The following is a 22,396-nucleotide window of genomic DNA, read 5'->3' as shown; positions in this document are numbered from 1 at the left end:
TCCACCACGTCGGAGCGGAGCTCCCCGGCGGCGGAACGGCGGTCGACGACGTCGAGGACCGCCTGCCCGGCCTGCTGCGGGGTGAGCCGGGACGGAGCGCGCGACGAACGTGCCGCGGCCCGGCTGCGCGTCCAGGACGCCCTCGGCGGTCAGCGCGCGGATCGCCCGGGTCACGGTCACCGGCGACGCCTGGTGGCGGGTGCTGAGCTCGCGCACCGTCGGCAGCCGCGACCCCGGGGCCTGCGCCGCCGTCAGCGCCCGGAGATCTTGGATAACGCGGACGGCTGCGTTATCGTCATTCATGAGAGACAAGAGTAGCGTTACTCCCGCCGGGACGGTAACGGGCGTGATCCTGGGGCTGCTGGGCGTCCTGTCGTTCAGCATGTCGCTGCCCGCCACCAGGGTCGCCGTCGGCGATCTCGACGCGTGGTTCGTCGCGTTCGGCCGGGCCGTCGGCGCCGGGCTCCTGGCCCTTGCGTATCTCGCCGTCACCCGGGCGCCGCGGCCCACGCCCGCGCAGTGGCGCAGGCTCGCCGTCGTGGCGCTCGGCGTCGTGGTCGGGTTCCCGCTCCTCACGTCGCTCGCCCTCGTCACCAGCACCGCGTCGCACGGCGCGGTCGTCATCGCCCTCCTGCCCGCGATCACCGCCGGCTTCGCCGTCCTCCGCAGCGGCGAACGTCCCACGCCCGCGTTCTGGGTCGCCGGCGGCGCCGGGCTCGCCGCCGTGCTCGTGTTCCTCGTCGCCAGCGGCGCGGTGCGCGGCTCGGCCGGCCCCGCCGACCTGTTCCTCCTCGCCGCCGTCACCCTGTGCGGGCTCGGCTACGCCGAAGGCGGCGCGCTCGCCCGCGACCTCGGCGGTGCCCGCACGATCTGCTGGGCGCTCGTGCTGTCGCTGCCGTTCACCGTCGTCGTGACCGCGGTCTCCGCCTGGCGGCAGCCGCCGCACGCGTCCGCGGGCGCCTGGGCCGGCTTCGCGTACGTCACCGTGATCTCGATGTTCCTGGGCTTCTTCGCCTGGTACTCGGGCCTCGCCCGGGGCGGGGTGGCGAAGATCGGCCAGCTGCAGCTGTCGCAGCCCGTGCTGACGCTCGCGTGGTCGGCGCTGCTGCTGCACGAGGCCGTGCCGCCGGGAGCGGTCGCCGCCGCGGTGGTGGTGCTGGTGTGCGTCGCCCTCACGCAGCGGCTGCGCGCCGGCTCGCCGAGGCGGGTTGACGACATTGGCCGCTACGCGACTGATCTTCGCTGAGCCGTACACCAGCATCACCGCGTGAAGAAAGTCTTCCTCATCCTCGGAATCATCGCGGGCTCGCTGCTGCTGCTGTGTTGCGGCGGCGGCGTGGCCCTGTACTTCTTTGCCGACTCCACCACCTACGCCAAGCCCGCCGACGCCTGCGCGACCGTCTCCGCCGCCCAGGGCCTGTCCTCGTTCGGCACCGTCAAGGACCAGAAGCCGAAGGAGACCAAGGCGTTCGGCCGCACCTACCCGGGCTGCGTCGTCACGTACGAGGCGGCCGGCACCCTGACCGTCATGATCGACGTGCCGTCGTCGGAGTCGGACGTCCGTACCCACTACGACTCGGTGAAGAAGGCCGCCGACGCCAGCGTCGCGGCGGGCGCGACCGTCGCGGACGTGTCCGGCGTCGGCACCAAGGCGTTCGCGATGTACACCACCGCGGACAAGGCCCTGCTGTACGAGCTCGACCTGTACGACGGCAACCTCTACCTCAGCCTGAACATCATCGCGCCGGCCGGCACCACGCTCACCCCCGACAAGGTCCGCGCCGACTTCGTCACCGCGGCCAAGTCGATGATGTCGTCCCTGGAAGCCAGCTCATCGGGCGGCGACCTGGACGACTGACGGTTAGGTTTGAAGGCGTGCGTATCGCCTTCGCCGCAGACGACTCCAACGAGACCACCACGGCCGTCGTCCAGCACCTCGCCCTGCAGCACGAGGTGCTGGACGTCGCCGTGCCCGGGGCGCCCTGGCCCGACCTCGGCACCGCCGTCGGCCGCGCCGTCGTCGAGGGGCGTGCCGACCTCGGCGTCGTCATGTGCTGGACCGGCACCGGCACGGCGATCGCCGCCAACAAGGTGCCCGGCGTCCGCGCCGCGCTCGCCTGGGACCCGTGGATCGCCCGGGGCGCCCGGCTCTGGAACGACGCCAACGTCCTCGCGATGAGCCTCAAGCGGCTCGCGCCCGACGTCGCGGTCGAGGTCCTCGCCGCGTTTCTCGCCGTCGAGGACCCCGACCCGGAGGAGTCGGCGAACATCGCGCTCCTCGACTGAGCGGGCGCGGCGCTGCTTGACCAAAGCGTGACCTGATCCGCCGCAACCGCTTCGCCGTGCCCGAGGTCTTTGCTCAATGAACGGCGACGCACATCGCCGTTACGCGAGCAGATTCGTAACCCCGTACAGACGACTCGACGACCCACATGGTGGGCGCGGTGCATGCCCGTGCCCGTCCACAGTAGAGGGTCCATCGTGGACGCCTGGCGATGCGTGCTGCCCGTGTGCCGAAACACCCTCCACGACCGCACAGTCGTGGCATCCGGGAAGGTTCAACACACGTGAATATCAGAACAGGTGCGCTGGTGGCCGGAGCGGTCACCGCGTCGCTCGTGCTGTCCGCCTGCGGAGGCGGTCCAAGCAGCGACGATACCAGCAAGGGCGCCGGTCAGAAAGGTGCCTCGGGCTTCAACGCCGCATTGACCGGTGTGGTCAACCCCTCGGACAAGAAGGGCGGCACGCTCAAGGTCACCAACCACGACAGCCCCGACTCGTACGACCCGGTGCGGACGTACTACGCGAACATCTGGAACTTCATGAAGGGGTACCTCGTCCGGACCCTGCTGACCAACCAGGCCAAGCCCGGCGAGGACGGTCTCGTGCTCACCCCCGACCTGGCCACGGACCTGCCGAAGGTCGAGGACGGCGGCAAGAAGTACACCTTCACCCTGCGCGACGGGCTGAAGTTCGAGGACGGCACGCCGATCACGTCGAAGGACGTCAAGTACGGCGTCGAGCGCGTCTTCGCGCAGGACGCCCTGTCCGGCGGCCCGACCTACCTGGTCGACGTGCTCGACCAGGGCCAGAAGTACCCCGGCCCGTACAAGGACACCGACCCCGACAAGCTGGGCCTGAAGTCGGTGCAGACCCCCGACGACAAGACCATCGTGTTCACGCTCAAGGAGCCGCTGAGCGACTTCCCGTACCTGCTCGCGATGCCGGGTGCCGCCCCCGTGCCGAAGGCCAAGGACAACGGCGAGCAGTACGGCAACCGTCCCGTCTCCTCGGGCCCGTACAAGTTCGAGTCGTACGACCAGGGCAAGAAGGCCGTCCTCGTCCGCAACGACCAGTGGGACCAGAAGACCGACACGGTCCGCAAGGCGCTGCCGGACCGCATCGAGGTCACCTTCGGCATCGCCGTCGAGGAGATCGACAACCAGCTGATCGCCGGTGACATCGACCTCGACCTCGCGCAGACCGGCGTCCAGCAGGGCTCGCAGCCGAAGATCCTGCTCAACCCCGAGGTGAAGAAGAACGCGGACGCGCCGACCACCGGCTTCATCCGCTACTTCGCCATCAACACGAAGGTCCCGCCCTTCGACAACATCCACTGCCGCAAGGCCGTGCAGTACGCCACCGACAAGATCAGCATGCAGACCGCCCGTGGCGGCGCGGACGCCGGCGGCGACATCGCGACCAACATGCTCCCGCCGAACATCGCCGGCCACGACCCCGCGCTGGACCCGTTCAACAGCAAGTCGGGCAAGCCGCAGGTCGACAAGGCGAAGGAGGAGCTCGCGCTGTGCGGCAAGCCGAACGGCTTCGACACGGTCCTCGCCACCCGTAACTCCGGCAAGGAGCCGAAGACCGCCGAGGCGCTGCAGGCCGCGCTGAAGAACGTCGGCATCAACGCCCGCCTCGACCCGACCGACGCCTCGCTGTACTTCCGCTCCACCATCGGCTCGCCGTCCAACACGCACTCCAAGGGCTACGGCCTCATGATGGCCGGCTGGGGCGCCGACTTCCCGACCGCCTCCGGCTTCCTCGCGGTGCTCGTCGACGGCCGCCTGATCCTGCCCAGCGGCAACAACAACTACCCCGAGCTCAACAACCCCGAGGTCAACAGCCTCATCGACCAGGCCAAGGCCGAGCCCGACACGAAGAAGGCCGCCCAGATCTGGTCCCAGATCAACAAGATCGTCATGGACGAGGCCGTCCTGGTGCCGTTCACCTACGACAAGGCCCTCAACTACCGCAACCCGCGCCTCACGAACGTCTACATCAGCCAGTACTACGGCATGGTCGACTTCGGCAGCCTCGGCGTCTCCTGACCGACCCGGCCGGAACCGGGTGCGGCGCTCCAGCCGCACCCGGCTCCGCGACCTGCCCAGGTCGACGAGGGACTTCCTGGGCCTGTGATGGGCACCTGAAGCCGCCTTGCCTCCTTGGGGTGGCCGTGGGTGTCCGGCCCGGATCCGGTGCGCGCCGGATCCGGGATGCACGACCTCCGTGTCCGGGTCGACGAGGGACTTCCCGGGCGAGCGGTGACGTTCGCGGTCGCCTTGCCTTCTTGGGGGCCGTGGGTGTCCGGCCCGGAACCGGTGCGCGCCGGATCCGGGCCGCAGGTCGTACGCCACCGTGGGGCCTCAGTAGGCGACGCTGACCCGGTGGTGGATGTGGGTGGGGTCGGCGGCGGACCTGAGCACGGCGTCGGCGACGTCGGCGCGGGAGATGGTCCGGCCGCCGCGGAGGCTGCGGTCCAGCGCCGTCCTGTATGGACGGTGGCCGCCGTTCGTGAGGCGGGGCGGGCTGATCAGGGTCCAGTCGAGGTCGCCGGCGCGCAGGACGCGCTCCGCCTCGGCGAGGTCGGCGAAGTTGTCCCGCAGGATCCGCTGTACGACCGGCTTGGCCACCGCGCGCATGAGGAGGCTGTCGCCGGGGCCGCTGAAACGGCCGTCGGCGTCGACGGACACGATCCGGCGCACGCCCGCGGCCCGCATCGCGGCGACCGCGGCCCGGGCGCCGTCGGCCTGGACGGTGACGGGGCCACCCTTGCGGTGGCCGAGCGCGGAGAGCACCGCGTCGCGCCCGGCGACCGCCGCCTCGAGGGCCGGCGCGTCGTCGAGCGCCGCCCTGACCACGGTCACGCCCGGCAGGTCGAGCTCGCGGCGGACGACGGCGGTCATCTCGTGCCCCTGGCGAAGACCCTGCTCGAGAAGCTGTCGCCCGATCCCGCCCGTCGCGCCGAACACGGTCAGCTTCATGGCTGCCCTCCCTGGTAAGTGAGCACTCACTAACCTTTATCATGGTGGGTGAGTGCTCACGAACTTGTCAAGGAGCGGGATTGGCCACGCGAGACGTGATCCTGGACGCGGCGGCGTCGGTGCTGCGGAGCAAGGGGCTGGCCAACGCCACCACCAAGGAGATCGCCCGCGCGGCCGGCTACTCCGAGGCGACGCTCTACAAGCACTTCCGCGACAAGGTCGACCTGATGGTCGCGGTGCTGCACGAGCGCGGGCCTCAGTTCATCCCGATGCTGCTCACGCTGCCCGAGCGGGCCGGCACGGGCACGGTCCGCGACACGCTCACGGAGCTCGCCACCGTCGCGATCGGGTTCTACCGCGACGGCCTGCCGATGTTCACGTCGATCTTCTCCGACCCGGCGATCCTCAACGCGCACCGCGACCAGCTCCGCGCCCAGAACCTCGGCCCGCACCGCGCCAACGACGGGCTCGTCGAATACCTGCGCGCCGAGCAGCGGCTCGGCCGGGTCGCCGCGGACGCCGACCTGGAGGCGGTCGCCGGCCTGCTCCTCGGCGCCTGCTTCCAGCTCGCCTTCATCGGCTTCTTCGCGGAGCGCCGCGGCGACCTCGAGTCCGCCGCGGCGTTCGTCGCCCAGCTCCGGCTGTGACGCGGGCGGGGCCCGGTCAGTAGTGCAGGATCAGGGCGATGCGCCCGTCGGTGGCGAGGCTGCCGTCGCCGACGAAGGTGACCTCGCCGGACTGGCGGGCGACGAGCTCGACCACGTCGTCGACGGCGTCGTCCACGAGGGTGCCGGCCGGGCCCTGGCTCGGCTGCTGCTCGGCGGGGTGCAGGTGGTCGCCGTGGATCCAGGCGGGGCTGTGGAAACTCTCCTCGACTAGCAGGTGCGCGCCGCGGCCCTGGCGGGCCAGCTGCCACACCTCGGGCAGGCCGGCGGCGACGCGGTGCGCGCCGCGGGCGACGTCGAGGTGCTCCAGCGCCGCGATCTGCTCGAAGGCGTGGAAGGCGGCGAGGTGCGAGGCGAGCACCTTGTGCAGGTCGTGCGGGCCGGAGCGGTCGTAGTTGCCGGGGACGGTGCCGGCGATCTGGGCGTGCCACTCCTCGGCGAAGAACGCCAGGTAGCGCTCCACGCCCAGGACGAACACGGGCCGCGTGTCGAGGGCGTCGACCTGGGTGAGGGCGGTGGCGATGTCGCGGAAGAACTGCCGGTGCCGCTCGTCGCGGTGCGCGCTGGGCCGCTGGCCGTAGTCGCGGGGCAGGCCGAGCGCGCCGCCCGGGCCTTCGTGCGTGAACGGGAAGCCGTGCGTCGTCACCTCCACCAGGTTGGCGCCGTCGCCGCTCCACAGGCGGGTCGGCTGCTCGGACAGGACCAGCGCCCAGTACCGGTGGCGGCGGGCCGCGTCGGCGACGACGTCGCGGATCTCGTAGGTCTCGGCGACGACGACGCGCTCGTTGACGGGGGTGTCGAGGAGGCGGACGTGCACCTGTCCCGGCGAGGCGAACAGCGCCAGCCCCTCGCCGACCTGCCGCAGGTCGACGTGCGCGGCGGCCTCCGCGATCTCGTCGTACACGGCGGTGGCGACGTCGTGCGGGACCGCCTCGTCGGCCTCCAGGCGGCGGCGGGTCTCCGTGAGGAGGTTGCGCAGCCGGATCGGGTCCTGCTGGTTGGCGGGCGGCGTGCGGTGGGTCGGCATCAGCAGGGACACCGCCGGGTAGCCGCTCGGCGTGAGGGTGGCCAGATCCTTCACCGTCATGCGCCCACCGTCGCCCGCCGCGACCGCGCGCCGACTCGCCCGGCCCAGGTGAAAGGCCGACGCCAGGCGAGACCGCACCAGGTGAAAGTCCGCACCGGGTGAATGCGCGGAAACCTAGCATCGGGGGATGGGCAGGGAGTTCGAGATCGTGCGCGAGGGTGCGCTGCCGGTGGACCAGGTCGCGGTGTTCGACGGGTTCGCCGACGGCACCGCGGGCTGGCTGTGGCCGATGGAGTACGAGCACCGCGAGGGCGGCGCCGCGGCGTTCGGCGGCACGGTGACGGTCTGGGATCCGCCGCACCGGCTCGTGAGCCGCATGGACGGGCCCGACGGCTGGTTCAACCAGCTGGAGCACGTCGTGTCGGCGGCGCCGGACGGCGGGTCGACGTGGCGCTACGTGCACAGCGGCATCTTCGTCGACGACTGGGAGCAGCAGTACGACGGCGCCAGCCAGCACACGGACTTCTACCTGCACACGTTCGGGCAGTTCATGCTCCACTTCCGCGGCCGGCCCGTCACCTACGTCACGGTCGACGCCCCCGCCGACGCCGGTTTCGCCACGGTGCGGGCGGCGCTCGGCACCGACGCGACCCCGGAGGGCGGCCCGGTCGACCTCAGCCTCCCGCACGTGGGGCGGGTCCAGGGCGTGCTGGACTACCGGCACCGGCACTTCGTCGGCATCCGCACCGGCGACGCGCTGATCCGCTGCTTCGGCCGGTCCGCGTTCGGCGGCGTCGACGCGGTCGCGGTCCACCACTTCGGCGGCGCCGACCCGGCCGCCCTGGAGAAGGCCTGGCGCGACTGGCTCACGGAGGTCACCGGAACGTGAAGAGCCGCCCGGTGAGCGGGCCGGGGCGGACCGGGCCGGCGAGCCGGTGCATGCCGACCCGGAAGGGGGCGTCGTCGGGGGCGGTGAACGACAGCTCCGTGAACCCGTGCTCGGCGAACAGCGACCGCAGCTCCAGGCTCGCGTCGCCGGCCCGGGTCCAGATGGCGATGCCGCCGGGGACGAGCAGCGCGGGCAGCGCGGCGACGGTGCGCCGCGCGTCGGCCGCGTCGACGTTGCCGAAGACGCCGCAGGTCAGCAGGATGTGCGCGGGCTGGACGCCGGCATAGGTCCGGGCGTCACCCGCGTCGGCCATGCGGACGTCCACATCGGACAGCAGCAGGTCGTCGGCGGTCTCGCGGGCCCGGGCGGCGAGCGTGGGGTCGAGCTCCACCAGCAGCGCGCTGACCCTGCGGTCGTGCTCGGCGATGACGGGCAGGACGTCGCGGCCGTCGCCGGCGCAGATGCTGATGATCCGCCGGGTCCCGCCGGGCTCTCCGGGCGCGGCGCTCAGCGCCCGGCGCAGGTCCCGCCGGACCACTTCGAGGCGCCGGCCCAGCGGCGATCCGGGCGTCGTGTAGAACTCGTGCCACTCGACCCAGTCTTTGCTCACCGGGCCATTGAACTACAGGCCGTGGTAGGTCCGCAGGGAGGCCAGCCGGCCGGCGTCCGTGCGGAAGACCCACGCGAGCGGGGTGTCGCCCACCCGGCCGGTGGCCGTGACGGTGGCGCCGTCGCTGAGGACCGTGTCGAGCTCCACGTCGATGGCGCGGACCGCGGCGGCGACGTCGGCGGGGGTGCGCACCGACGGGTGGCCGTGGTCGGTCCAGTCCGGCGCCAGCAGCGAGTCCACTGTGGACGAGTCGCCGGTGCGCCACATCTCGAAGTACCGCCGCACCAGGTCCGCCGGGTCGCCCGGCTCGTCGAGGCGGGCCACCGCCGACGGCGGCAGGTCCAGGTCGAAGCCGGCGAGGTTGTCCGCGAGCTGGGCGACGGTGCGCGGGCCGACGATGACCGACGTGACGCCGCGCTGGCGCCTGGCCCACGCCACGGCGACGGCGACCGGGGTGGTGCCGAGCTCGGTGGCCACGGCGGCGGCGAGGCCGGCCTGCCAGTCGTACCGTGGCCGCAGCATCGCCTCGGCCCAGCCGCGCGCCGCCGCGGTGCCCATGTCCCGCAGCCGCGCGACCCGCGAGCCGTCCTCGACGGTCCCGCCCCGGTAGCGGCCGGTGAGGACGCCGCCGCCGAGCGGGGACCACACGACCGCCCCGACGCCGAGCCCGGCCGCGGCCGGCAGGAGCTCGGCCAGCGCGTCGCGGGCGATCAGCGACAGCTCCGGCTGCACGCTGACGAACGGCGTCACGCGCAGCGCCCGGGCGGTCCAGTGCGCCTCGGTGAGCTGCGCGGCGGTGACGTTCGAGCAGCCGAGATAGCGCACCTTCCCGGCCCGCACGAAGCCGTCCAACGTGGACAGCGTCTCCTCGACCGGCGTGCCGGCGTCCCACTGGTGGCACTGGTAGAGGTCGATGTGGTCGGTGCCGAGGCGGCGCAGGCTCGCCTCCAGGGCGCGGGTCAGGTGCCGCCGGGACAGCCCGCGGTCGTTCGGGCCCGGACCTTGTGGCATGCCGGCCTTCGTGGCGAGCACGACCTCGTCGCGGCGGCCGCGGACCGCCCGGCCGACGATCCGCTCGGACTCGCCGCCCGCGTAGGCGTCGGCGGTGTCGATCAGGTTGTGCCCGGCGTCGAGGAACGCGCCGACGATCCGGGCGGCCTCCGGCTCGTCGCAGCCCCGGACGCCGCCACTGGTGCCGAAGTTCATCGTGCCGAGCGCGGCCGCGGACACCCGCAGCCCGGAGGCGCCCAACGTTGCGTGTCCCATGCCGGACCCCCGTATGATCGCAGATTCGGAACGTTCGTTCCGAAAGATACGGAACACTCGTTCCGTTTGTCAACGACGGGTGGTGTACGTGCGAGCAGACGCCGAGCGCAACCGGGTACGGGTCCTGGAGGCGGCCGAGGAGGTCCTGGCCAGGGACGGGCTCGCCGTGTCGATGCGGGCCGTCGCCGAGCGGGCCGGGGTCGGCCTCGGCACGATCTACCGGCACTTCCCGACCCGCGAGGCCCTGCTGCAGGCCATCGTCGTGGAGCGGGTGCGCCGCCTCGCCGAGTCCGCCGGTCCGCTGCTCGCCGCCGCCGACCCGGTCGAGGCGTTCTTCGCGTTCCTCACCCGCATCGTCGACGTGTCCGCCCGCAAGAAGGCCCTGGCGGACGCGGTCTCCGGCGCCGGCCTCGACCCGAAGGAGGGGCTCGGCGGCATCGGCGGCGACATGCGCGCCGCGATCGAGGCGCTGCTGCTGCGGGCGCAGGCGGCCGGTGGCGTACGGGCGGACCTGCGGATGCCCGAGCTGCTCGCCCTGCTGAGCGCGGCCTGCCTCGGCGCGGAGCGCAACCAGTGGGACGACGCCCTGCGGGACCGGACCCTCGACCTGATCTTCGACGGGCTGCGCGCGCGATAGTCGGGACGGCCATGTATTGACGTCAATTGAATCGTGGGGCTTGAATTTCGACGCATGACAGCAACGCTGGTCGAGTTCAGCGGCAGCCGGGGCGGGATCTGCGGGCTGAGCTGGGGACAGGTCGCGATCTGGCGGGCCATCCAGCGGATGGTCCCCGACGACGCGGTGCTCAATATGAGCTGGGTGACCGACCTCGAGGGCGAAGGCATCTCCGTCGGCACGCCGCTGGCGCGGATCACCGGCACCGTCCGCACCGTCATGGAGCGGCACGAGTCGCTGCGCACCCGGGTCCGCGCCGGTGACGACGGCGCGCCGCGGCAGGACCTCGCCGCCGCCGGCACGATCGAGGTCCACGTCGTCGACGCCACCGCGGACACGGCGGCCGCCGCGGCGAAGGCGCTGCAGGAGCGGCTCACCGCGCCCGCGTACGACTACCCGCACGAGTGGCCGCTGCGGGCCGGCGCGGTGCGGGTCGGCGACGTCGTCACCCACGCGGTGTTCGGCATCTGCCACCTCGTCACCGACCGCGGCGGGCTCACCGCGCTCGTCCGCGACGTCGTGCTGTGCCTGCGCGGCGAGCCCCTCGCGGACGCCGACGACCGGCAGCCCTACGACCAGGCCCTGCACCAGCAGTCGGCGGCCGGTCGGCGGCAGAGCGAGAAGGCGCTGCGGTACTGGAGCCGGCACCTGGAAGCCGTGCCGCTGCAACGGTTCCCCGTCGAGCGCGAGCGGCCCGCGGACGAGCCGCCGTTCTGGGCCGCCACGCTCAGCTCGCCCGCCGGCGACCTCGCCGTCACGCTCCTCGCGGGCCGGCACCAGGTCAGCACGTCCGCGGTCATCCTCGCCGCGGCCGCCGTCCAGCTCGCCCGGCAGACCGGCGCCCGGGAGGCGGTGCTGCAGGTGATCGTCAGCAACCGGTTCCGCCCCGGGCTCGCCGACGCCGTCGGCCCGGCGTCGCAGGACGGGCTCTGCGTCATCGACGTCGGCGACGACGACCTGGCGCCGGTGATCGGCCGGGCGATGCAGGCGTCGCTGCAGGCCTACCTGCACGCCCAGTACGACCCGGCCGCCCTCGACGACCTGCTCGCCACCGTCGGCGCGGCGCGCGGCGGCGAGGTGGACCTGTCGGTGTCGTTCAACGACCGCCGGTTCGACGCGCAGACCCCGGTCGCCGCCGGCGGGGCCGTGACCGCCGAGGCGATCGAGGCGCTGCGACCGGCGACCACCCTGGCGTGGGAGCGGGTCGAGCACTACGGCGCCCGCTACTTCCTGCACGTGAACGCCGTCCCCGGCACCCTCGACCTCACCCTCTTCGCCGACACGACCGTGCTGCCCGCCGCCGCCGTCGAGGCTCACCTGCGCGGAGTCGAGGAGCTGCTGCTGCGGTCCGTCTGAACGGCCGGGTACCGCTGCGTCAAGTTACCGGCGCGTGCCGTGAGGTTGATCACCTGCTGTTTGATGATCTTGCCGAATGTGCAAGTTTCAACTCTTGAGCACCTGGAATGTGCAAGGTCACGGGGACCTTCACAGGAAAGGAGGTGATCGAGTGAGACGGATCAACCCGAAGGGGAGACCGGAGCACGAGCGGGCGGTGGCCGTGCTGCGCGCCTCGTACGCTGCGGTCCCGGACGGCAGCCCGGTCCGCCTGGCGAAGAAGACATCGAACCTGTTCCGACCGAGATCCGCGGCCGGCCCGGCCGGCCTGGACGTCAGCGGCCTCGACGGGGTCATCGAGATCGACCCCGCCGCCCGCACCGCCGACGTGCAGGGCATGTGCACCTACGAGGACCTCGTCGACGCCACCCTGCCGCACGGCCTGATGCCACTGGTCGTGCCGCAGCTGCGCACCATCACGCTCGGCGGCGCCGTCACCGGCCTCGGCATCGAGGCCACGTCCTGGCGGCACGGGCTGCCGCACGAGTCGGTGATCGAGCTCGACATCCTCACCGGCACCGGTGAGATCGTCACCGCCCGGCCCGACAACGAGCACGCCGAGCTGTTCGCGGCGTTCCCCAACTCGCTGGGCAGCCTGGGGTACGCCACCCGGCTGCGCATCGAGCTGCAGCCCATCGCGCCGCAGGTCGAGCTGCGCAACATCCGCTTCGACGACGTCGAGGAGCTCCTCGCGGCCGTCGGCGTGGTCATGCGCACCGGGAGCTGGGACGGCGTGGACGTCGACGTCATGGACGGCGTCGTGTTCCGGCCCGGGGAGTCCTATCTCGTCCTCGGCCGGTTCGGCGGCACCGGACCGACCAGCGACTACACCGGCCAGTCGATCTACTACCAGTCGCTGCGCGCCAGGGCGACCGACAACCTCACCGCCTACGACTACCTGTGGCGGTGGGACACCGACTGGTTCTGGTGCTCGGCCGCGTTCGGCGCGCAGCAGCCCCTGCTGCGCCGGATCTGGCCCACCAGGCTGCGCCGCAGCGACGTCTACCACCGCATCGTGCGGCTGGAGAACCGCTACGGCGTCGCGGCCAGGATCGACCGGCTGCGGGGCAACCCGGACCGGGAGCGGGTCGTGCAGGACGTCGAGCTGCCCCTCGCGCTCACCGGCAAGTTCCTGGACTGGTTCGCCGGCAACGTGCCGATGGCACCGATCTGGCTGTGCCCGCTGCGGCTGCGCTCCGGGACGGAATGGCCCCTGTACCCGATGCACGCGGGCGAGGCGTACGTGAACGTCGGCTTCTGGGGAACTGTGCCCATCGTGCCCGGCGCCGCCGACGGCGACGTCAACCGGGCCATCGAGGACAAGGTGTCCGAGCTCGGCGGCCACAAGTCGCTGTACTCCGACGCGTACTACGACCGCGAGACCTTCGACCGGCTCTACGGTGCCGACGCGTACCGCGCCGTCAAGGACCGCTACGACCCCGGCCACAGACTGACCGACCTCTACGACAAGGTAGTAGGACGACGATGACCATCACCAACAAGCGTTCATCGGCGCCGCGGCAGCGTCCGCCGATGCCCACCGTCGCGGAGATCGTCCGCGCCGTCACCAGCGGCGAGCCGGCCGTGCGCATCACCGCCTACGACGGCAGCGCCGTCGGGCCCGCCACGGCGCCGATCGGCCTGCACGTCGCCTCCGAACGCGGCCTCACCTACCTGCTCACCGCCCCCGGTGACCTCGGCATGGCGCGCGCCTACGTGTCCGGCGACCTCGAGCTGCGCGGCGTGCACCCCGGCGACCCGTACGAGGCGCTCAAGGCCCTCGAGGACGGCCTGCAGCTGCGCATGCCGTCGCCCGCCGACGCGCTGCGGCTCGTGCGCGGCCTCGGCTGGGACCGGCTGCGCCCGGTGCCGCCCCCGCCGCAGGAGCACGTGCCGAACTGGAAGCGCACCCTGCAGGGGCTGCGCCACGGCCGCGGCCGCGACGCCGAGGCCATCCACCACCACTACGACGTCTCCAACGCCTTCTACGAGAAGGTCCTCGGCCCGTCGATGACCTACACCTGCGCGGTGTACCGCTCGCCGAGCGACACCCTGGAGCAGGCCCAGTCCAACAAGTACGACCTGGTCGCCGGCAAGCTCGGGCTCAAGCCCGGGATGCGCCTGCTCGACGTCGGCTGCGGCTGGGGCGGCATGGTCCGCCACGCCGCCCGCGAGTACGGCGTGAAGGCCCTCGGCGTGACCCTGTCGCGTGAGCAGGCCGCGTGGGCGCAGGCGGCGATCGAGCGCGAGGGCCTGTCCCACCTCGCCGAGGTCCGCCACCTGGACTACCGCGACGCGCCGCTGGAGCACTTCGACGCGGTCAGCTCCATCGGCCTCACCGAGCACATCGGCCTGCGCAACTACCCGGTGTACTTCAAGACGCTGCGCGACCGGCTCAAGCCCGGCGGCCGGCTGCTCAACCACTGCATCACCCGCTCCGACAACCGCACCTCGCACCGGCCGGGCGCGTTCATCGACCGGTACGTCTTCCCCGACGGCGAGCTGGCCAGCCCCGGCAAGCTCGTCAGCGCCGTCCACGACGCGGCCTTCGAGGTGCAGCACGAGGAGAACCTCCGGGTGCACTACGCCCACACGCTCGCGGGCTGGAACCGCAACCTCGTGGAGCACTGGGACGCCTGCGTCGACGAGGTCGGCATCGGCACCGCCCGCGTCTGGGGCCTGTACATGGCGGGCTCCCGGTTCGCCTTCGAGCGCAACCAGATCCAGCTGCACCAGATCCTCGGCACGAAGACCACCCGCCTGGGCGAGTCCTCCTACCCGCTGCGGCCCGACTGGACCGCCTGACCGTCCGCACCGCACCGCATCGCACTCAAGCGGCACGTCTCCCCGGAGGCGTGCCGCTTGTCTTGGCCCAATGTATCTGTTAGAAATATCTGGCAGATATAAGAGGGTGGTCATGAGCAGATCCAGTCAGACGCAGGTGGCGGTGCTGGGGGCGCTGAGCGTCGAGCCGATGACGGCGTATGCGCTGCGGGAAGCGATCCGGGACGTGCTGGGGCACTTCTGGAGCGAGAGCTTCGGGCAGATCTACCCGACGCTGCAGGCCCTCGAGGAGGCGGGCCACGTGCAGCGCCGGGGCGGCACCCGGGCCCGCTCGTCGGTGTTCGTCATCACCGGGTCCGGGACGGCGCGGCTGATCGAGCTGCTGAACGAGCCAGTACAGGAGAACCCGCCGCGAAACGGGCTGCTGCTGCGGCTCTTCTTCGGCCGGGTCCTCGGCCGGGAGCGGTGCCGGGAGCTGCTGCGCGGGGCCCGCGACGCCGCCGAGGCGCAGCGCGCCGAGTATGAGCAGCTGCTCGCCCGGCTCACCGCCGAGGAGGGCGACACACCCGACTTCCCGTACATCCGGATGACCATCCTCGCCGGGATCCACCACTCCCGGGCGGCCGCCGCCTGGGCCGGCGAATGCCTCGAAACACTCCAGGATCCGTAGCAGGGGGACCCATGACTCGTGTCCGGCTCAACTTCGTCCTCTTCGCCGCAGCCGTGGTCGGCGCCGGGTGGCTCGGCGTCGCCGCCGACCGCGCGAGCGGGACCCCGCTCACCAACGAGGCCGCGTTCAGCGACAGCGGCGGCACGCCCGGCATGCTGCTGTTCATCCTCGGCCCGGTCGTGACGGCGCTCGTGCTGTACTTCGCCTCCCGCGACGGCGCCGGCGGCCTCGGCCTCACGCTGCGCTTCCCGCACCGGGCCCGCTGGTTCGGCGCGGCGACCGCGCTCTACCCCGTGGTCACCCTCGTCACGGTCGGCGCCGGCCTCGCCGCCGGCGGGGTGACGCTGTCGCTGACCGGCGGCGATCCGCTCCTGGCCGCGTTCCTGACCGTGCTCGCCGTCCAGGTGGTGAAGAACCCGATCGAGGAGTTCATCTTCCGGGGGTACGGCACCCGCACCGCCATGGCGCTGGGCCTGCCCGGCCGGGCCACCCCGCACCTGCTCGTCGGCGTCGTGTGGGCCGCCTGGCACCTGCCGCTCTACCTGGTGTGGACCTCGGACGCCGACATGCGCCTGGTGACGTCCCTGTCGATGCCGCTCTTCGTCGCGCTGATGTTCGCCGGTCTGACCGCCGCTGCCCTGGTGTACGGGGAGCTGCGCGTCCGGACGGGCTCCATCTGGCCCGGCGTCGTCCTGCACAGCATGACCAACGCGATCGCGACCCCGCTGCTCGTCGACGGCCACCTGAAGTTCACCGGCCACGCCGACGCCTGGTTCTCCCCGGTGGCCGGCTCGATCGTGGTGACGGTGCTGTTCGCCGCGCTCGGCCTGCTGTTCGTCGCCCGCCGGCCGGTCCCCGCGGCACCCGCCCCTTCGCCGCTCACCGCGGCGCGCGCGTAGCCTTCGACCCGGCTTCGACCGTCTCGAGCCAGCGCAGGTACCACTGCCCGAACGTGACCCGGCGGTGGTGCGGCAGCCAGGCCGGCGCCATGCCCCGGCCGTCCAGCCGGTGGTCGAGCCACATGTTTCCGCGCTCCGGCCCGGTGACGATCAGCCAGTGCAGCGTTCCTGAGCCGTCGTTGGAGATGCTGAGCGCCCCGTAGGTGCGACGGGGGTTGTACATCGTGGCCTCATGGCGGTCGTGCCACGCCTGCGACGCTTCCTCGTAGCCGCTGTGCGGGCTGAACGTGTCCCAGTCGGGGCAGTCGTCCATCAGCTCCTCCGCGGTGCGCCAGTCCGACGCCCGCAGCGGGAACGGCTCGGCCAGGGTGGTCAGGTCGTTCGGTTCCCAGTCCGTGGGGACGCGCCACGACCAGCCGTCGGCGTCGTGCTCCAGCGGGTGCAGCCCGCCGTCGGGTCCGGCGCCGCCGCGGCCGACGTGCAGCAGGAACCGCCGGTAGTCCGCCGGCAGCTCGACGCCGAGCTGGTGCTGGACCGCGGCCAGCTCGGCCGGGGTCAGCGGCGGCTGGAGCAGCGGGCAGGCGTCGCCGGCCGGCGGGGTCAGCCCGAGCACGCGGCCGCGGACCCCCGGCCAGTCGACGGGGTCAGCGGTCACCGACCGGGTCCAGGATCGGCTTGACGTCGAGGATCGGGGTGCCGTCGAGGGCCTCCAGGGCGTCGACCTGGACGCGGGTGCCGGCGACGGCGAGGATCGTGACGCGGTGCAGGCCGATCGGGTTGGGGCGGTCGGGGGAGCGGGTGCTGAAGACGCCGGTCGCCGGGCGGGTCAGGTCGCCGCGCGGGTGGACGGTGAGGGTGGTGCGGTCGGCGCGGTCGAGCCAGGTGAGCAGGAGGATCTCGGCGCCGGGGGTCAGGTCCCGCAGGCCCGGCGCGGCGGCGTCGGTGAAGCGGAGCCAGGCGCCGGGGGCGCCCTCGTCGCCCTGCCGCGGGGCGTCGGCGCGGTCGTGCAACGGCGACTCCACCCAGCCGATCGGGTGGACGGCGAAATCGGTCATGGCGGTCGACCGTACACGAGCGGGGACGGCTCACGGCGAGTTCCCAGCCGAAGTCCAGTTTGGGCGGAGGTGTGGTGTGCAAGGTGGACATCATGAGTGACGAGGACCGCCAGTGGAGCGCACCGCCCACCGCACCACGCCCTGCGACTCCCGGCCAGCCGCCGGGCGCGGACGGATCTCCGGGCGCCTCCGATCTCCCGCCGTCCGGCGGGGCTCCTGAGCCGCTGTCGTCGCCTCCTGCCGGGTCTTCGCAGGCGTCGCCCGAGCCGATCTGGGCCAGGCCGGTCGGGGGCGAGCAGCGCACCGGGGCGCCCGGGCAGGCGCCGGCGGGTCCGTTCCCGCCGTCGGTCGGCCAGCCCGCCGCGGGGGCACACACGACACCGCTGCCGGGCCACCCGCAGCCCGCCACCGGAGCGCACACGACGCCGCTGCCGGTGCACCCGCAGTACGCCGCCGGAGCGCACACGACACCGCTGCCGGGTCACCCGGCGCCGGGCGCGCAGGCGTGGCCGGCGCAGCAGACGGGCGCGTTCCCGGCCGCCGGGGCGCCCGGGATCGGCTCGGCCACGGCGACGTTCCCCGCGGTCACCGCGCCCGGCCAGCAGCCCCACAACGGCCATGCCGGGTACGGCAGCCAGCCGGTCTCCGGCTACCCGGTCTCGGGCTACCCGGTGTCCGGTCACCCCGCCTCGGGGCAGCCCGCGTACGGGCCGCAGCAGCCGGTGCGCGGGGGACGGGTGGCCGGCCTGATCGTGGCGGGCGTGGTCATCGCGGTCGTGTCGGCGTTCGGCGGGGGGCTGGTCGCGACCAAGTTCGCCGGCGACAGTGCCGCGCCGACCACCGTCATCACCCGCAACGCCGCCCCCAACCTCGAGCGCGGCTCCGTCGGTGCCGTCGCTGAAGCGGTCCTGCCCAGCGTCGTGGACATCACGACCGGTGAGGGCGAGGGGTCCGGCGTCATCATGAGCACCGACGGCACCATCATCACCAACAACCACGTGGTGGCCGGGGCGACCAAGCTGACGGTCACGTTCAGCACGGGCAAGACCGCGACCGCCACCGTCGTCGGCACGGACCCGGCCGGCGACATCGCGGTCATCAAGGCGCAGAACGTGTCGGGCCTGACGGCCGCGAAGTTCGGCGACAGCGACGCCCTCCGGGTCGGCGACACCGTCCTCGCCGTCGGCAGCCCGCTCGGCCTGCAGGGGTCGGTGACCGCCGGCATCGTCAGCGCGCTGCACCGCACGATCAGCTCGGGCGAGCAGGGCGCGCGGTCGATCGCCGACGCGATCCAGACCGACGCGGCGATCAACCCCGGCAACTCCGGCGGCGCGCTGGTGAACCTGGCCGGCGAGGTCGTCGGCATCAACACCGCGATCCTCACCGCCGGCGAGAACAGCAACGGCAACATCGGCGTCGGCTTCGCGATCTCCGCCAACCGGGCCCGCTCCGCCGCCGACCAGCTCGCGAAGGGCGGGAAGGTCAGCCACCCTTACCTCGGCGTGCAGCTCGGCGACGGCGACGGCGGCGCCCTGATCGGTGGCGTCGTGGCCGCCGGCCCGGCGGACAAGGCCGGCATGAAGACCGGCGACATCGTGACGAAGATCGGCAGCACGCAGATCAAGGACGCGACCGACCTCATCAACGCCATCCAGGCCGCCAAGGCCGGCGATCAGCTCAAGATGACCGTCAAGCGCGACGGCGCCGAGCAGCAGCTCACCGTCACCCTGGGCGAGTCGCCGTGACCGTCCGCCCGGCGATCAGCGCCCGGAACCGCTCGAAGGCGGGCTTCGGCGTGTAGTCCGAGCGCACGAGCCCGAACTGGAACATCGTGGAGGGGTTGGCCGAGTCCGCGTCGCGCAGCGAGAAGTGCTCGTATGTCGTGATGTTCAGCGGAACGGCCAGCCCCTCCACGGTTCGCACCACGCTCTCCAGCACGTCGGCCTGGCGCTCGTACGACCGGCCGGCGCCCGTCGGCCAGCCGTGCTCCGTCACGTGCACCGGGACCGTGGCCGGGATGCCCGCGGCGGCGAGGCTGGCGTCCCGGAACCCCCGCAACACGGCCGTCACCGCGCCGGTGAAGGCGTCTGCCGGTACAGGGCGGAACACGTCAGGAAAGAAGTCCAGGCCGACGTAGCCGAGCGCGTCGCGGAACTCGCCGCCGCCGAGCCGCCCCAGGCCGGTCCAGAACTCCTGCGCGGGGTCGAAGACCGGCGTGGAGTTGCAGCCGACCAGCACGTCGAGCCCGAGCCGGTCCACCTCGTCGCGGGCGGCGAGGACGCCCTCCACCACCGCCCGCCGCACGTGCGGGGACCCGCCGTCGCCGCCAGGGCCGTCGTGGTTGGCCTCCTCGCCGACCTGCAGCGTCGCGAGGACGTCGCCGTGCGCGCGGATCAGCCCGCGCAGGAACGCCAGCCAGCCGCCGAGGTCGTCGCCGGGCTCGCGGAAGCAGGCGACCAGGTCGAGCCGCCGCCCGCCGGTCGCGTGCCGGGCGGGGTGCGGTGGCGCCTCCTGGTGGCCGCCGAGAGCGTCGCTGTAGTGCACGTAGCCGCGGACGAGGTGCGGGCGCAGCTCGTCGAGCCGCTCGTCGATGCGCGCCGCGTCCTCCGGCGGGCCGGGGGTGACGACGCCGTCCATGTCGGCGCCGAGGCCGCCCGGGTAGATCCCGAAGTTCAACATGCCGCCACCGTACGGCGAAAATTGGTGTCACACCAAATTTTAAGTGACGCTAGAATTCCGGTCATGGTGTTGCGGGCGGAGAAGAAGGCGGCGACCAGGACCGCGATCGCGGACGCGGCCCTCGCGTTGTTCCTGGCCAGAGGGTTCGACCGGGTGACGGTCGCGGAGGTGGCCGAGGCGGCCCGCGTGTCGGTGAACACCGCCTTCAACTACTTCCCGACCAAGGAGGACCTCTTCTTCGACCGGCAGGAGCAGGTCGTGCAGCGGTTGGCGGCGGCGGTGCGGGACCGCGCCCCGCACGAGTCGCCGGTCGGCGCCGTCCGGCGGCTGTTCCTGGAGGAGCTCGACCGGGGCGAGCCGACGCTCGGCCTGTCGCCGGACGCGGGGGCGTTCTGGCAGGTCGTCGAGGACTCGCCGGCGCTGCAGGCCCGGGCGCGGTTGCTGGCGCAGCTGGCGGAGGAGGCCCTGGCTGAGGCGCTGAATGGGGCGCTGGGCGGATCGCGGTGGCGGGCGGCCGTGCTCGCCGGCGTCGACCGGGCCCTGCACGCCCAGATCCGCGACCGGATCCGGGCCGGCGCCGACCCTGAGGCGGTGCGCGCCGAGGTGCGGGCCGAGGCGGAGACCGCCTACGAGGCTCTGTCGAAGCTGGCGTGAGCGGCCCGCAGCGCTTGGCTAGCGCCGTTGCCGCGGCGCGGCGGAGGCGACGGCGCCGGCCGGCAGGTCGAAGAGCGGGAACAGGTCGGCGCGGCCGAGGAACGCGACCGACGACGTGATCAGCGGGCCGCCGGTGAGCAGCAGCAGGGCGAAGGGGCGGCCGTCCCGGTACTGGCCGAACGCCGGCCCGCCGTTGGCCCGCACCTGGATCAGCACGTCGCCGCGGCACGCGTCGGAGGCGCGCATCGTCGCCGCGATCGCGTCCCGGCCCGACAGCCACCACGAGAACGGCGGCATCGACATCGTCGCGTCCTCGTGCAGCAGCGACACGAGCGTGTCGACGTCGTGGTTGGTGAACGCGTGCACGTACCGGTCCAGCAGCTGCTGATCCAGCTGCCCCGCCGGCTGCCGCTGGTGCGGGACGGACGGCAGCGCGGCCCGCGCGCGCTGCAGGGCGCTGTTGACCGCCGGCACCGTCGAGTCCAGCAACGTCGCGACCTCCGCCGCGGACCAGGCCAGGACGTCGCGCAGGATGAGCACCGCGCGCTGCTTCGGCGGCAGGACCTGCAGGGCCGCCACGAACGCGAGCCGGATCGTCTCGCGCCGCACGGCGAGCTCGGCGGGGTCGGCGGCGGGCAGCACCCCGGCGTCCGGGATGGGGGAGACGAACGCGGACTCCGGCAGTGGCGCCCCGAACCCGGAGCCGGGCACGGCCGCGGGCGCCAGGTCGGCGGCGAGCGCGCGGCGGCCGGCGGCGCGCAGCACGTCCAGGCACACGTTGGTGGCGATCGAGTACAGCCACGTCCGCAGGGTGGCCCGCCGCTCGTCGAACCGGCCGGCGGCGCGCCAGGCCCGCAGCATGGTCTCCTGCACCGCGTCCTCCGCGTCGAAGGGCGAGCCCAGCATGCGGTAGCAGTACCCGGTGAGCTCCACCCGGTGCGCGTCGAGGTCCGCGCCCGTGATGTGGCCGGTGATCACGTCCGGACGCCGACGGCGCCGAGGCCGGCGTACGCCTCCGGGTCCGCGAGCGGCGGGTCGCCCGGGTCGGGACGCCACGCCGGCAGGTGGACCAGGCCGGGCTCGACCAGCTCCCAGCCCTCGAACAGGGCGAGGATCGCGGCGCGGTCGCGCAGCACCAGCGGTGTGCCGGTCCGCACGTACAGGTCGGCGAGGGCCTCGAGCCGGTCGGTGCGCGACCCGGCGGTGCCGTGCGTGATCGCGAGGAGGCTGCCCGGCGCGGCGGCGTCCCGGTAGCGGCGCAGCGCCGCGTGCAGGTCGGCCGAGTCCGGGATGAAGTGCAGCATCGCGACCAACAATAGGCAGACCGGCTCGCCGAAGTCGACCAGCGCCCGCACCGCCGGGTCGTCGAGGATCCGGCCGGCCTGGTGCAGGTCGGCCTGCAGCACGACGGTCAGCGGGTCGTCGCCGAGGATCTGCCGGGAGTGGATCACCGCGGTCGGGTCGGCGTCGACGTAGACGACCCGGGCGCCGGGGTCGGCGGCGCGGGCGGCCTCGTGCACGTTGCCCTCGGTCGGGATGCCGGAGCCGATGTCGACGAACTGCCGGACCCCGCGGGCCGCGGCCAGCCGCACCACCCGGCGCAGGAACGCCCGGTTGTCCCGCGCGACCTGCGGCAGGTCCGGGACCAGCGCGTACGCCCGCTCGGCGACCTCCCGGTCGACGGCGAAGTTGTGCGTCCCACCGAGGAAGTGATCGTAGATGCGGGCGGCGCTCGGCCGGTTCGGGTCAACGCTCATGCTGCCACTGCCACCTTCCGCTGCGCTCCAGGCGTCAGCATGAGCCAGCCTGCGACAGGATTCGCTCGCGAGCTTGCTCACGCCGCCGCTTTCCGAAACT

General features: G+C 72.9%; 24 protein-coding genes. 14 read left to right on the top strand and 10 right to left on the bottom strand.

Features of this window, described 5'->3' with window-relative positions:
• Positions 1 to 303 (bottom strand): winged helix-turn-helix domain-containing protein (locus AB0J72_RS54905; protein ID WP_363415974.1); only part of this gene is annotated, 303 nt, incomplete at its 3' end.
• Between AB0J72_RS54905 and AB0J72_RS54900 the strand changes: the two genes are divergently transcribed.
• The 4 genes from AB0J72_RS54900 (at position 302) to AB0J72_RS54885 (ending at position 4,337) form a co-directional block, all read left to right on the top strand.
• Complete coding sequence (locus AB0J72_RS54900) at positions 302 to 1,246, top strand: DMT family transporter (RefSeq protein ID WP_363415971.1); 945 nt, start codon at positions 302 to 304, stop codon at positions 1,244 to 1,246. The two genes, AB0J72_RS54905 and AB0J72_RS54900, sit on opposite strands and share 2 nt — an antisense overlap.
• 21 nt (positions 1,247 to 1,267) lie before the next feature.
• Positions 1,268 to 1,858 (top strand): hypothetical protein, encoded by a 591-nt coding sequence (locus AB0J72_RS54895; RefSeq protein ID WP_363415968.1) that lies wholly within the window; start codon positions 1,268 to 1,270, stop codon positions 1,856 to 1,858.
• Positions 1,859 to 1,875: 17 nt separating this feature from the next.
• Entirely contained in the window at positions 1,876 to 2,286 is a 411-nt protein-coding gene (locus AB0J72_RS54890) for an RpiB/LacA/LacB family sugar-phosphate isomerase (RefSeq protein WP_363415965.1), read from the top strand.
• Positions 2,287 to 2,567: 281 nt separating this feature from the next.
• Positions 2,568 to 4,337: an ABC transporter substrate-binding protein gene (locus AB0J72_RS54885; protein ID WP_363415962.1), complete on the top strand. Its 1,770-nt coding sequence runs from the start codon at positions 2,568 to 2,570 to the stop codon at positions 4,335 to 4,337.
• Positions 4,338 to 4,652: 315 nt separating this feature from the next.
• Here the strand turns inward: AB0J72_RS54885 and AB0J72_RS54880 are convergent, their stop codons facing one another.
• A complete protein-coding gene (locus tag AB0J72_RS54880; protein ID WP_363415959.1) occupies positions 4,653 to 5,270 on the bottom strand; it encodes an NAD(P)H-binding protein in 618 nt (205 codons plus the stop codon).
• Positions 5,271 to 5,350: 80 nt separating this feature from the next.
• Here AB0J72_RS54880 and AB0J72_RS54875 point away from each other — a divergent pair, with 80 nt between their 5' ends.
• Positions 5,351 to 5,917 carry a helix-turn-helix domain-containing protein gene (locus tag AB0J72_RS54875; RefSeq protein ID WP_363415956.1) on the top strand — a complete coding sequence of 189 codons (567 nt, stop codon included), beginning with the start codon at positions 5,351 to 5,353 and terminating at the stop codon, positions 5,915 to 5,917.
• 16 nt (positions 5,918 to 5,933) lie between these two features.
• On the opposite strand, the gene AB0J72_RS54870 is transcribed toward AB0J72_RS54875, so the two are convergent.
• Positions 5,934 to 7,022, bottom strand: coding sequence for a hypothetical protein (locus AB0J72_RS54870; protein ID WP_363415953.1), 1,089 nt, complete (start codon positions 7,020 to 7,022; stop codon positions 5,934 to 5,936).
• A gap of 127 nt (positions 7,023 to 7,149) precedes the next feature.
• On the opposite strand from AB0J72_RS54870, the gene AB0J72_RS54865 reads away from it, so the two are divergent.
• A complete protein-coding gene (locus AB0J72_RS54865) occupies positions 7,150 to 7,851 on the top strand; it encodes a hypothetical protein (RefSeq protein WP_363415950.1) in 702 nt (233 codons plus the stop codon).
• Here the strand turns inward: AB0J72_RS54865 and AB0J72_RS54860 are convergent.
• Both AB0J72_RS54860 and AB0J72_RS54855 read right to left on the bottom strand, forming a co-directional pair.
• Positions 7,838 to 8,461, bottom strand: coding sequence for a class I SAM-dependent methyltransferase family protein (locus AB0J72_RS54860; protein WP_363415947.1), 624 nt, complete (start codon positions 8,459 to 8,461; stop codon positions 7,838 to 7,840). The genes AB0J72_RS54865 and AB0J72_RS54860 overlap by 14 nt on opposite strands.
• A gap of 12 nt (positions 8,462 to 8,473) precedes the next feature.
• Positions 8,474 to 9,727 carry an aldo/keto reductase gene (locus AB0J72_RS54855; RefSeq protein WP_363415944.1) on the bottom strand — a complete coding sequence of 418 codons (1,254 nt, stop codon included), beginning with the start codon at positions 9,725 to 9,727 and terminating at the stop codon, positions 8,474 to 8,476.
• Between the two features lie 82 nt (positions 9,728 to 9,809).
• Here AB0J72_RS54855 and AB0J72_RS54850 point away from each other — a divergent pair, with 82 nt between their 5' ends.
• The 6 genes from AB0J72_RS54850 to AB0J72_RS54825 all read left to right on the top strand — a co-directional run bounded on the left by AB0J72_RS54850 (position 9,810) and on the right by AB0J72_RS54825 (position 16,151).
• Positions 9,810 to 10,364 (top strand): helix-turn-helix domain-containing protein, encoded by a 555-nt coding sequence (locus AB0J72_RS54850; RefSeq protein WP_363415941.1) that lies wholly within the window; start codon positions 9,810 to 9,812, stop codon positions 10,362 to 10,364.
• Positions 10,365 to 10,418: 54 nt separating this feature from the next.
• The gene (locus AB0J72_RS54845) at positions 10,419 to 11,759 is read left to right on the top strand and encodes a condensation domain-containing protein (protein ID WP_363415938.1); all 1,341 of its coding nucleotides are present in this window, start codon (positions 10,419 to 10,421) and stop codon (positions 11,757 to 11,759) included.
• Positions 11,760 to 11,919: 160 nt separating this feature from the next.
• A complete protein-coding gene (locus AB0J72_RS54840; protein WP_363415977.1) occupies positions 11,920 to 13,287 on the top strand; it encodes an FAD-binding oxidoreductase in 1,368 nt (455 codons plus the stop codon).
• Positions 13,284 to 14,603, top strand: coding sequence for a class I SAM-dependent methyltransferase (locus tag AB0J72_RS54835; RefSeq protein WP_363415935.1), 1,320 nt, complete (start codon positions 13,284 to 13,286; stop codon positions 14,601 to 14,603). The genes AB0J72_RS54840 and AB0J72_RS54835 overlap by 4 nt, the downstream gene beginning before the upstream one ends.
• A 112-nt stretch (positions 14,604 to 14,715) precedes the next feature.
• Positions 14,716 to 15,252, top strand: a complete 537-nt coding sequence (locus AB0J72_RS54830; protein WP_363415932.1) for a PadR family transcriptional regulator — start codon at positions 14,716 to 14,718, stop codon at positions 15,250 to 15,252.
• An 11-nt stretch (positions 15,253 to 15,263) separates the two neighbouring features.
• Positions 15,264 to 16,151, top strand: a complete 888-nt coding sequence (locus AB0J72_RS54825; protein ID WP_363415929.1) for a CPBP family intramembrane glutamic endopeptidase — start codon at positions 15,264 to 15,266, stop codon at positions 16,149 to 16,151.
• Here the strand turns inward: AB0J72_RS54825 and AB0J72_RS54820 are convergent.
• Both AB0J72_RS54820 and tsaA read right to left on the bottom strand, forming a co-directional pair.
• The gene (locus AB0J72_RS54820; protein ID WP_363415927.1) at positions 16,132 to 16,806 is read right to left on the bottom strand and encodes an SMI1/KNR4 family protein; all 675 of its coding nucleotides are present in this window, start codon (positions 16,804 to 16,806) and stop codon (positions 16,132 to 16,134) included. The genes AB0J72_RS54825 and AB0J72_RS54820 overlap by 20 nt on opposite strands.
• The gene (gene tsaA / locus AB0J72_RS54815; RefSeq protein ID WP_363415923.1) at positions 16,796 to 17,206 is read right to left on the bottom strand and encodes a tRNA (N6-threonylcarbamoyladenosine(37)-N6)-methyltransferase TrmO; all 411 of its coding nucleotides are present in this window, start codon (positions 17,204 to 17,206) and stop codon (positions 16,796 to 16,798) included. Before tsaA ends, AB0J72_RS54820 begins: the two co-directional genes overlap by 11 nt.
• Before the next feature lie 92 nt (positions 17,207 to 17,298).
• Here tsaA and AB0J72_RS54810 point away from each other — a divergent pair, with 92 nt between their 5' ends.
• Positions 17,299 to 18,951 carry a trypsin-like peptidase domain-containing protein gene (locus AB0J72_RS54810; protein ID WP_363415920.1) on the top strand — a complete coding sequence of 551 codons (1,653 nt, stop codon included), beginning with the start codon at positions 17,299 to 17,301 and terminating at the stop codon, positions 18,949 to 18,951.
• Here the strand turns inward: AB0J72_RS54810 and AB0J72_RS54805 are convergent.
• Complete coding sequence (locus tag AB0J72_RS54805; protein ID WP_363415917.1) at positions 18,929 to 19,885, bottom strand: hypothetical protein; 957 nt, start codon at positions 19,883 to 19,885, stop codon at positions 18,929 to 18,931. The two genes, AB0J72_RS54810 and AB0J72_RS54805, sit on opposite strands and share 23 nt — an antisense overlap.
• A 63-nt stretch (positions 19,886 to 19,948) precedes the next feature.
• Here AB0J72_RS54805 and AB0J72_RS54800 point away from each other — a divergent pair, with 63 nt between their 5' ends.
• Positions 19,949 to 20,539 carry a helix-turn-helix domain-containing protein gene (locus tag AB0J72_RS54800; RefSeq protein WP_363415915.1) on the top strand — a complete coding sequence of 197 codons (591 nt, stop codon included), beginning with the start codon at positions 19,949 to 19,951 and terminating at the stop codon, positions 20,537 to 20,539.
• Positions 20,540 to 20,557: 18 nt separating this feature from the next.
• Here AB0J72_RS54800 and AB0J72_RS54795 read toward each other — a convergent pair whose 3' ends face one another.
• A complete protein-coding gene (locus tag AB0J72_RS54795; RefSeq protein ID WP_363415912.1) occupies positions 20,558 to 21,517 on the bottom strand; it encodes an RNA polymerase subunit sigma-70 in 960 nt (319 codons plus the stop codon).
• Positions 21,514 to 22,296, bottom strand: coding sequence for an SAM-dependent methyltransferase (locus AB0J72_RS54790; RefSeq protein WP_363415909.1), 783 nt, complete (start codon positions 22,294 to 22,296; stop codon positions 21,514 to 21,516). The genes AB0J72_RS54795 and AB0J72_RS54790 overlap by 4 nt, the downstream gene beginning before the upstream one ends.
• Positions 22,297 to 22,396 lie beyond the last annotated feature (100 nt).

It is taken from the genome of Dactylosporangium sp. NPDC049742 (assembly GCF_040674675.1).
In the GTDB taxonomy this organism is placed as follows: domain Bacteria; phylum Actinomycetota; class Actinomycetes; order Mycobacteriales; family Micromonosporaceae; genus Dactylosporangium; species Dactylosporangium maewongense.
The sequence above is the reverse complement of the archived record's forward strand: the minus strand, read 5'-3'. Positions and strand labels throughout refer to the sequence as shown.

Coding starts and splice junctions, on each gene's coding strand:
- tsaA (WP_363415923.1), bottom strand. CDS start 17,206: ATGACCGATTTCGCCGTCCACCCGATCGGCTGGGTGGAGTCGCCGTTG.
- AB0J72_RS54790 (WP_363415909.1), bottom strand. CDS start 22,296: ATGAGCGTTGACCCGAACCGGCCGAGCGCCGCCCGCATCTACGATCAC.
- AB0J72_RS54845 (WP_363415938.1), top strand. CDS start 10,419: ATGACAGCAACGCTGGTCGAGTTCAGCGGCAGCCGGGGCGGGATCTGC.
- AB0J72_RS54870 (WP_363415953.1), bottom strand. CDS start 7,022: ATGACGGTGAAGGATCTGGCCACCCTCACGCCGAGCGGCTACCCGGCG.
- AB0J72_RS54900 (WP_363415971.1), top strand. CDS start 302: ATGAGAGACAAGAGTAGCGTTACTCCCGCCGGGACGGTAACGGGCGTG.
- AB0J72_RS54800 (WP_363415915.1), top strand. CDS start 19,949: ATGGTGTTGCGGGCGGAGAAGAAGGCGGCGACCAGGACCGCGATCGCG.
- AB0J72_RS54810 (WP_363415920.1), top strand. CDS start 17,299: ATGAGTGACGAGGACCGCCAGTGGAGCGCACCGCCCACCGCACCACGC.
- AB0J72_RS54805 (WP_363415917.1), bottom strand. CDS start 19,885: ATGTTGAACTTCGGGATCTACCCGGGCGGCCTCGGCGCCGACATGGAC.
- AB0J72_RS54830 (WP_363415932.1), top strand. CDS start 14,716: ATGAGCAGATCCAGTCAGACGCAGGTGGCGGTGCTGGGGGCGCTGAGC.
- AB0J72_RS54825 (WP_363415929.1), top strand. CDS start 15,264: ATGACTCGTGTCCGGCTCAACTTCGTCCTCTTCGCCGCAGCCGTGGTC.
- AB0J72_RS54835 (WP_363415935.1), top strand. CDS start 13,284: ATGACCATCACCAACAAGCGTTCATCGGCGCCGCGGCAGCGTCCGCCG.
- AB0J72_RS54855 (WP_363415944.1), bottom strand. CDS start 9,727: ATGGGACACGCAACGTTGGGCGCCTCCGGGCTGCGGGTGTCCGCGGCC.
- AB0J72_RS54880 (WP_363415959.1), bottom strand. CDS start 5,270: ATGAAGCTGACCGTGTTCGGCGCGACGGGCGGGATCGGGCGACAGCTT.
- AB0J72_RS54865 (WP_363415950.1), top strand. CDS start 7,150: ATGGGCAGGGAGTTCGAGATCGTGCGCGAGGGTGCGCTGCCGGTGGAC.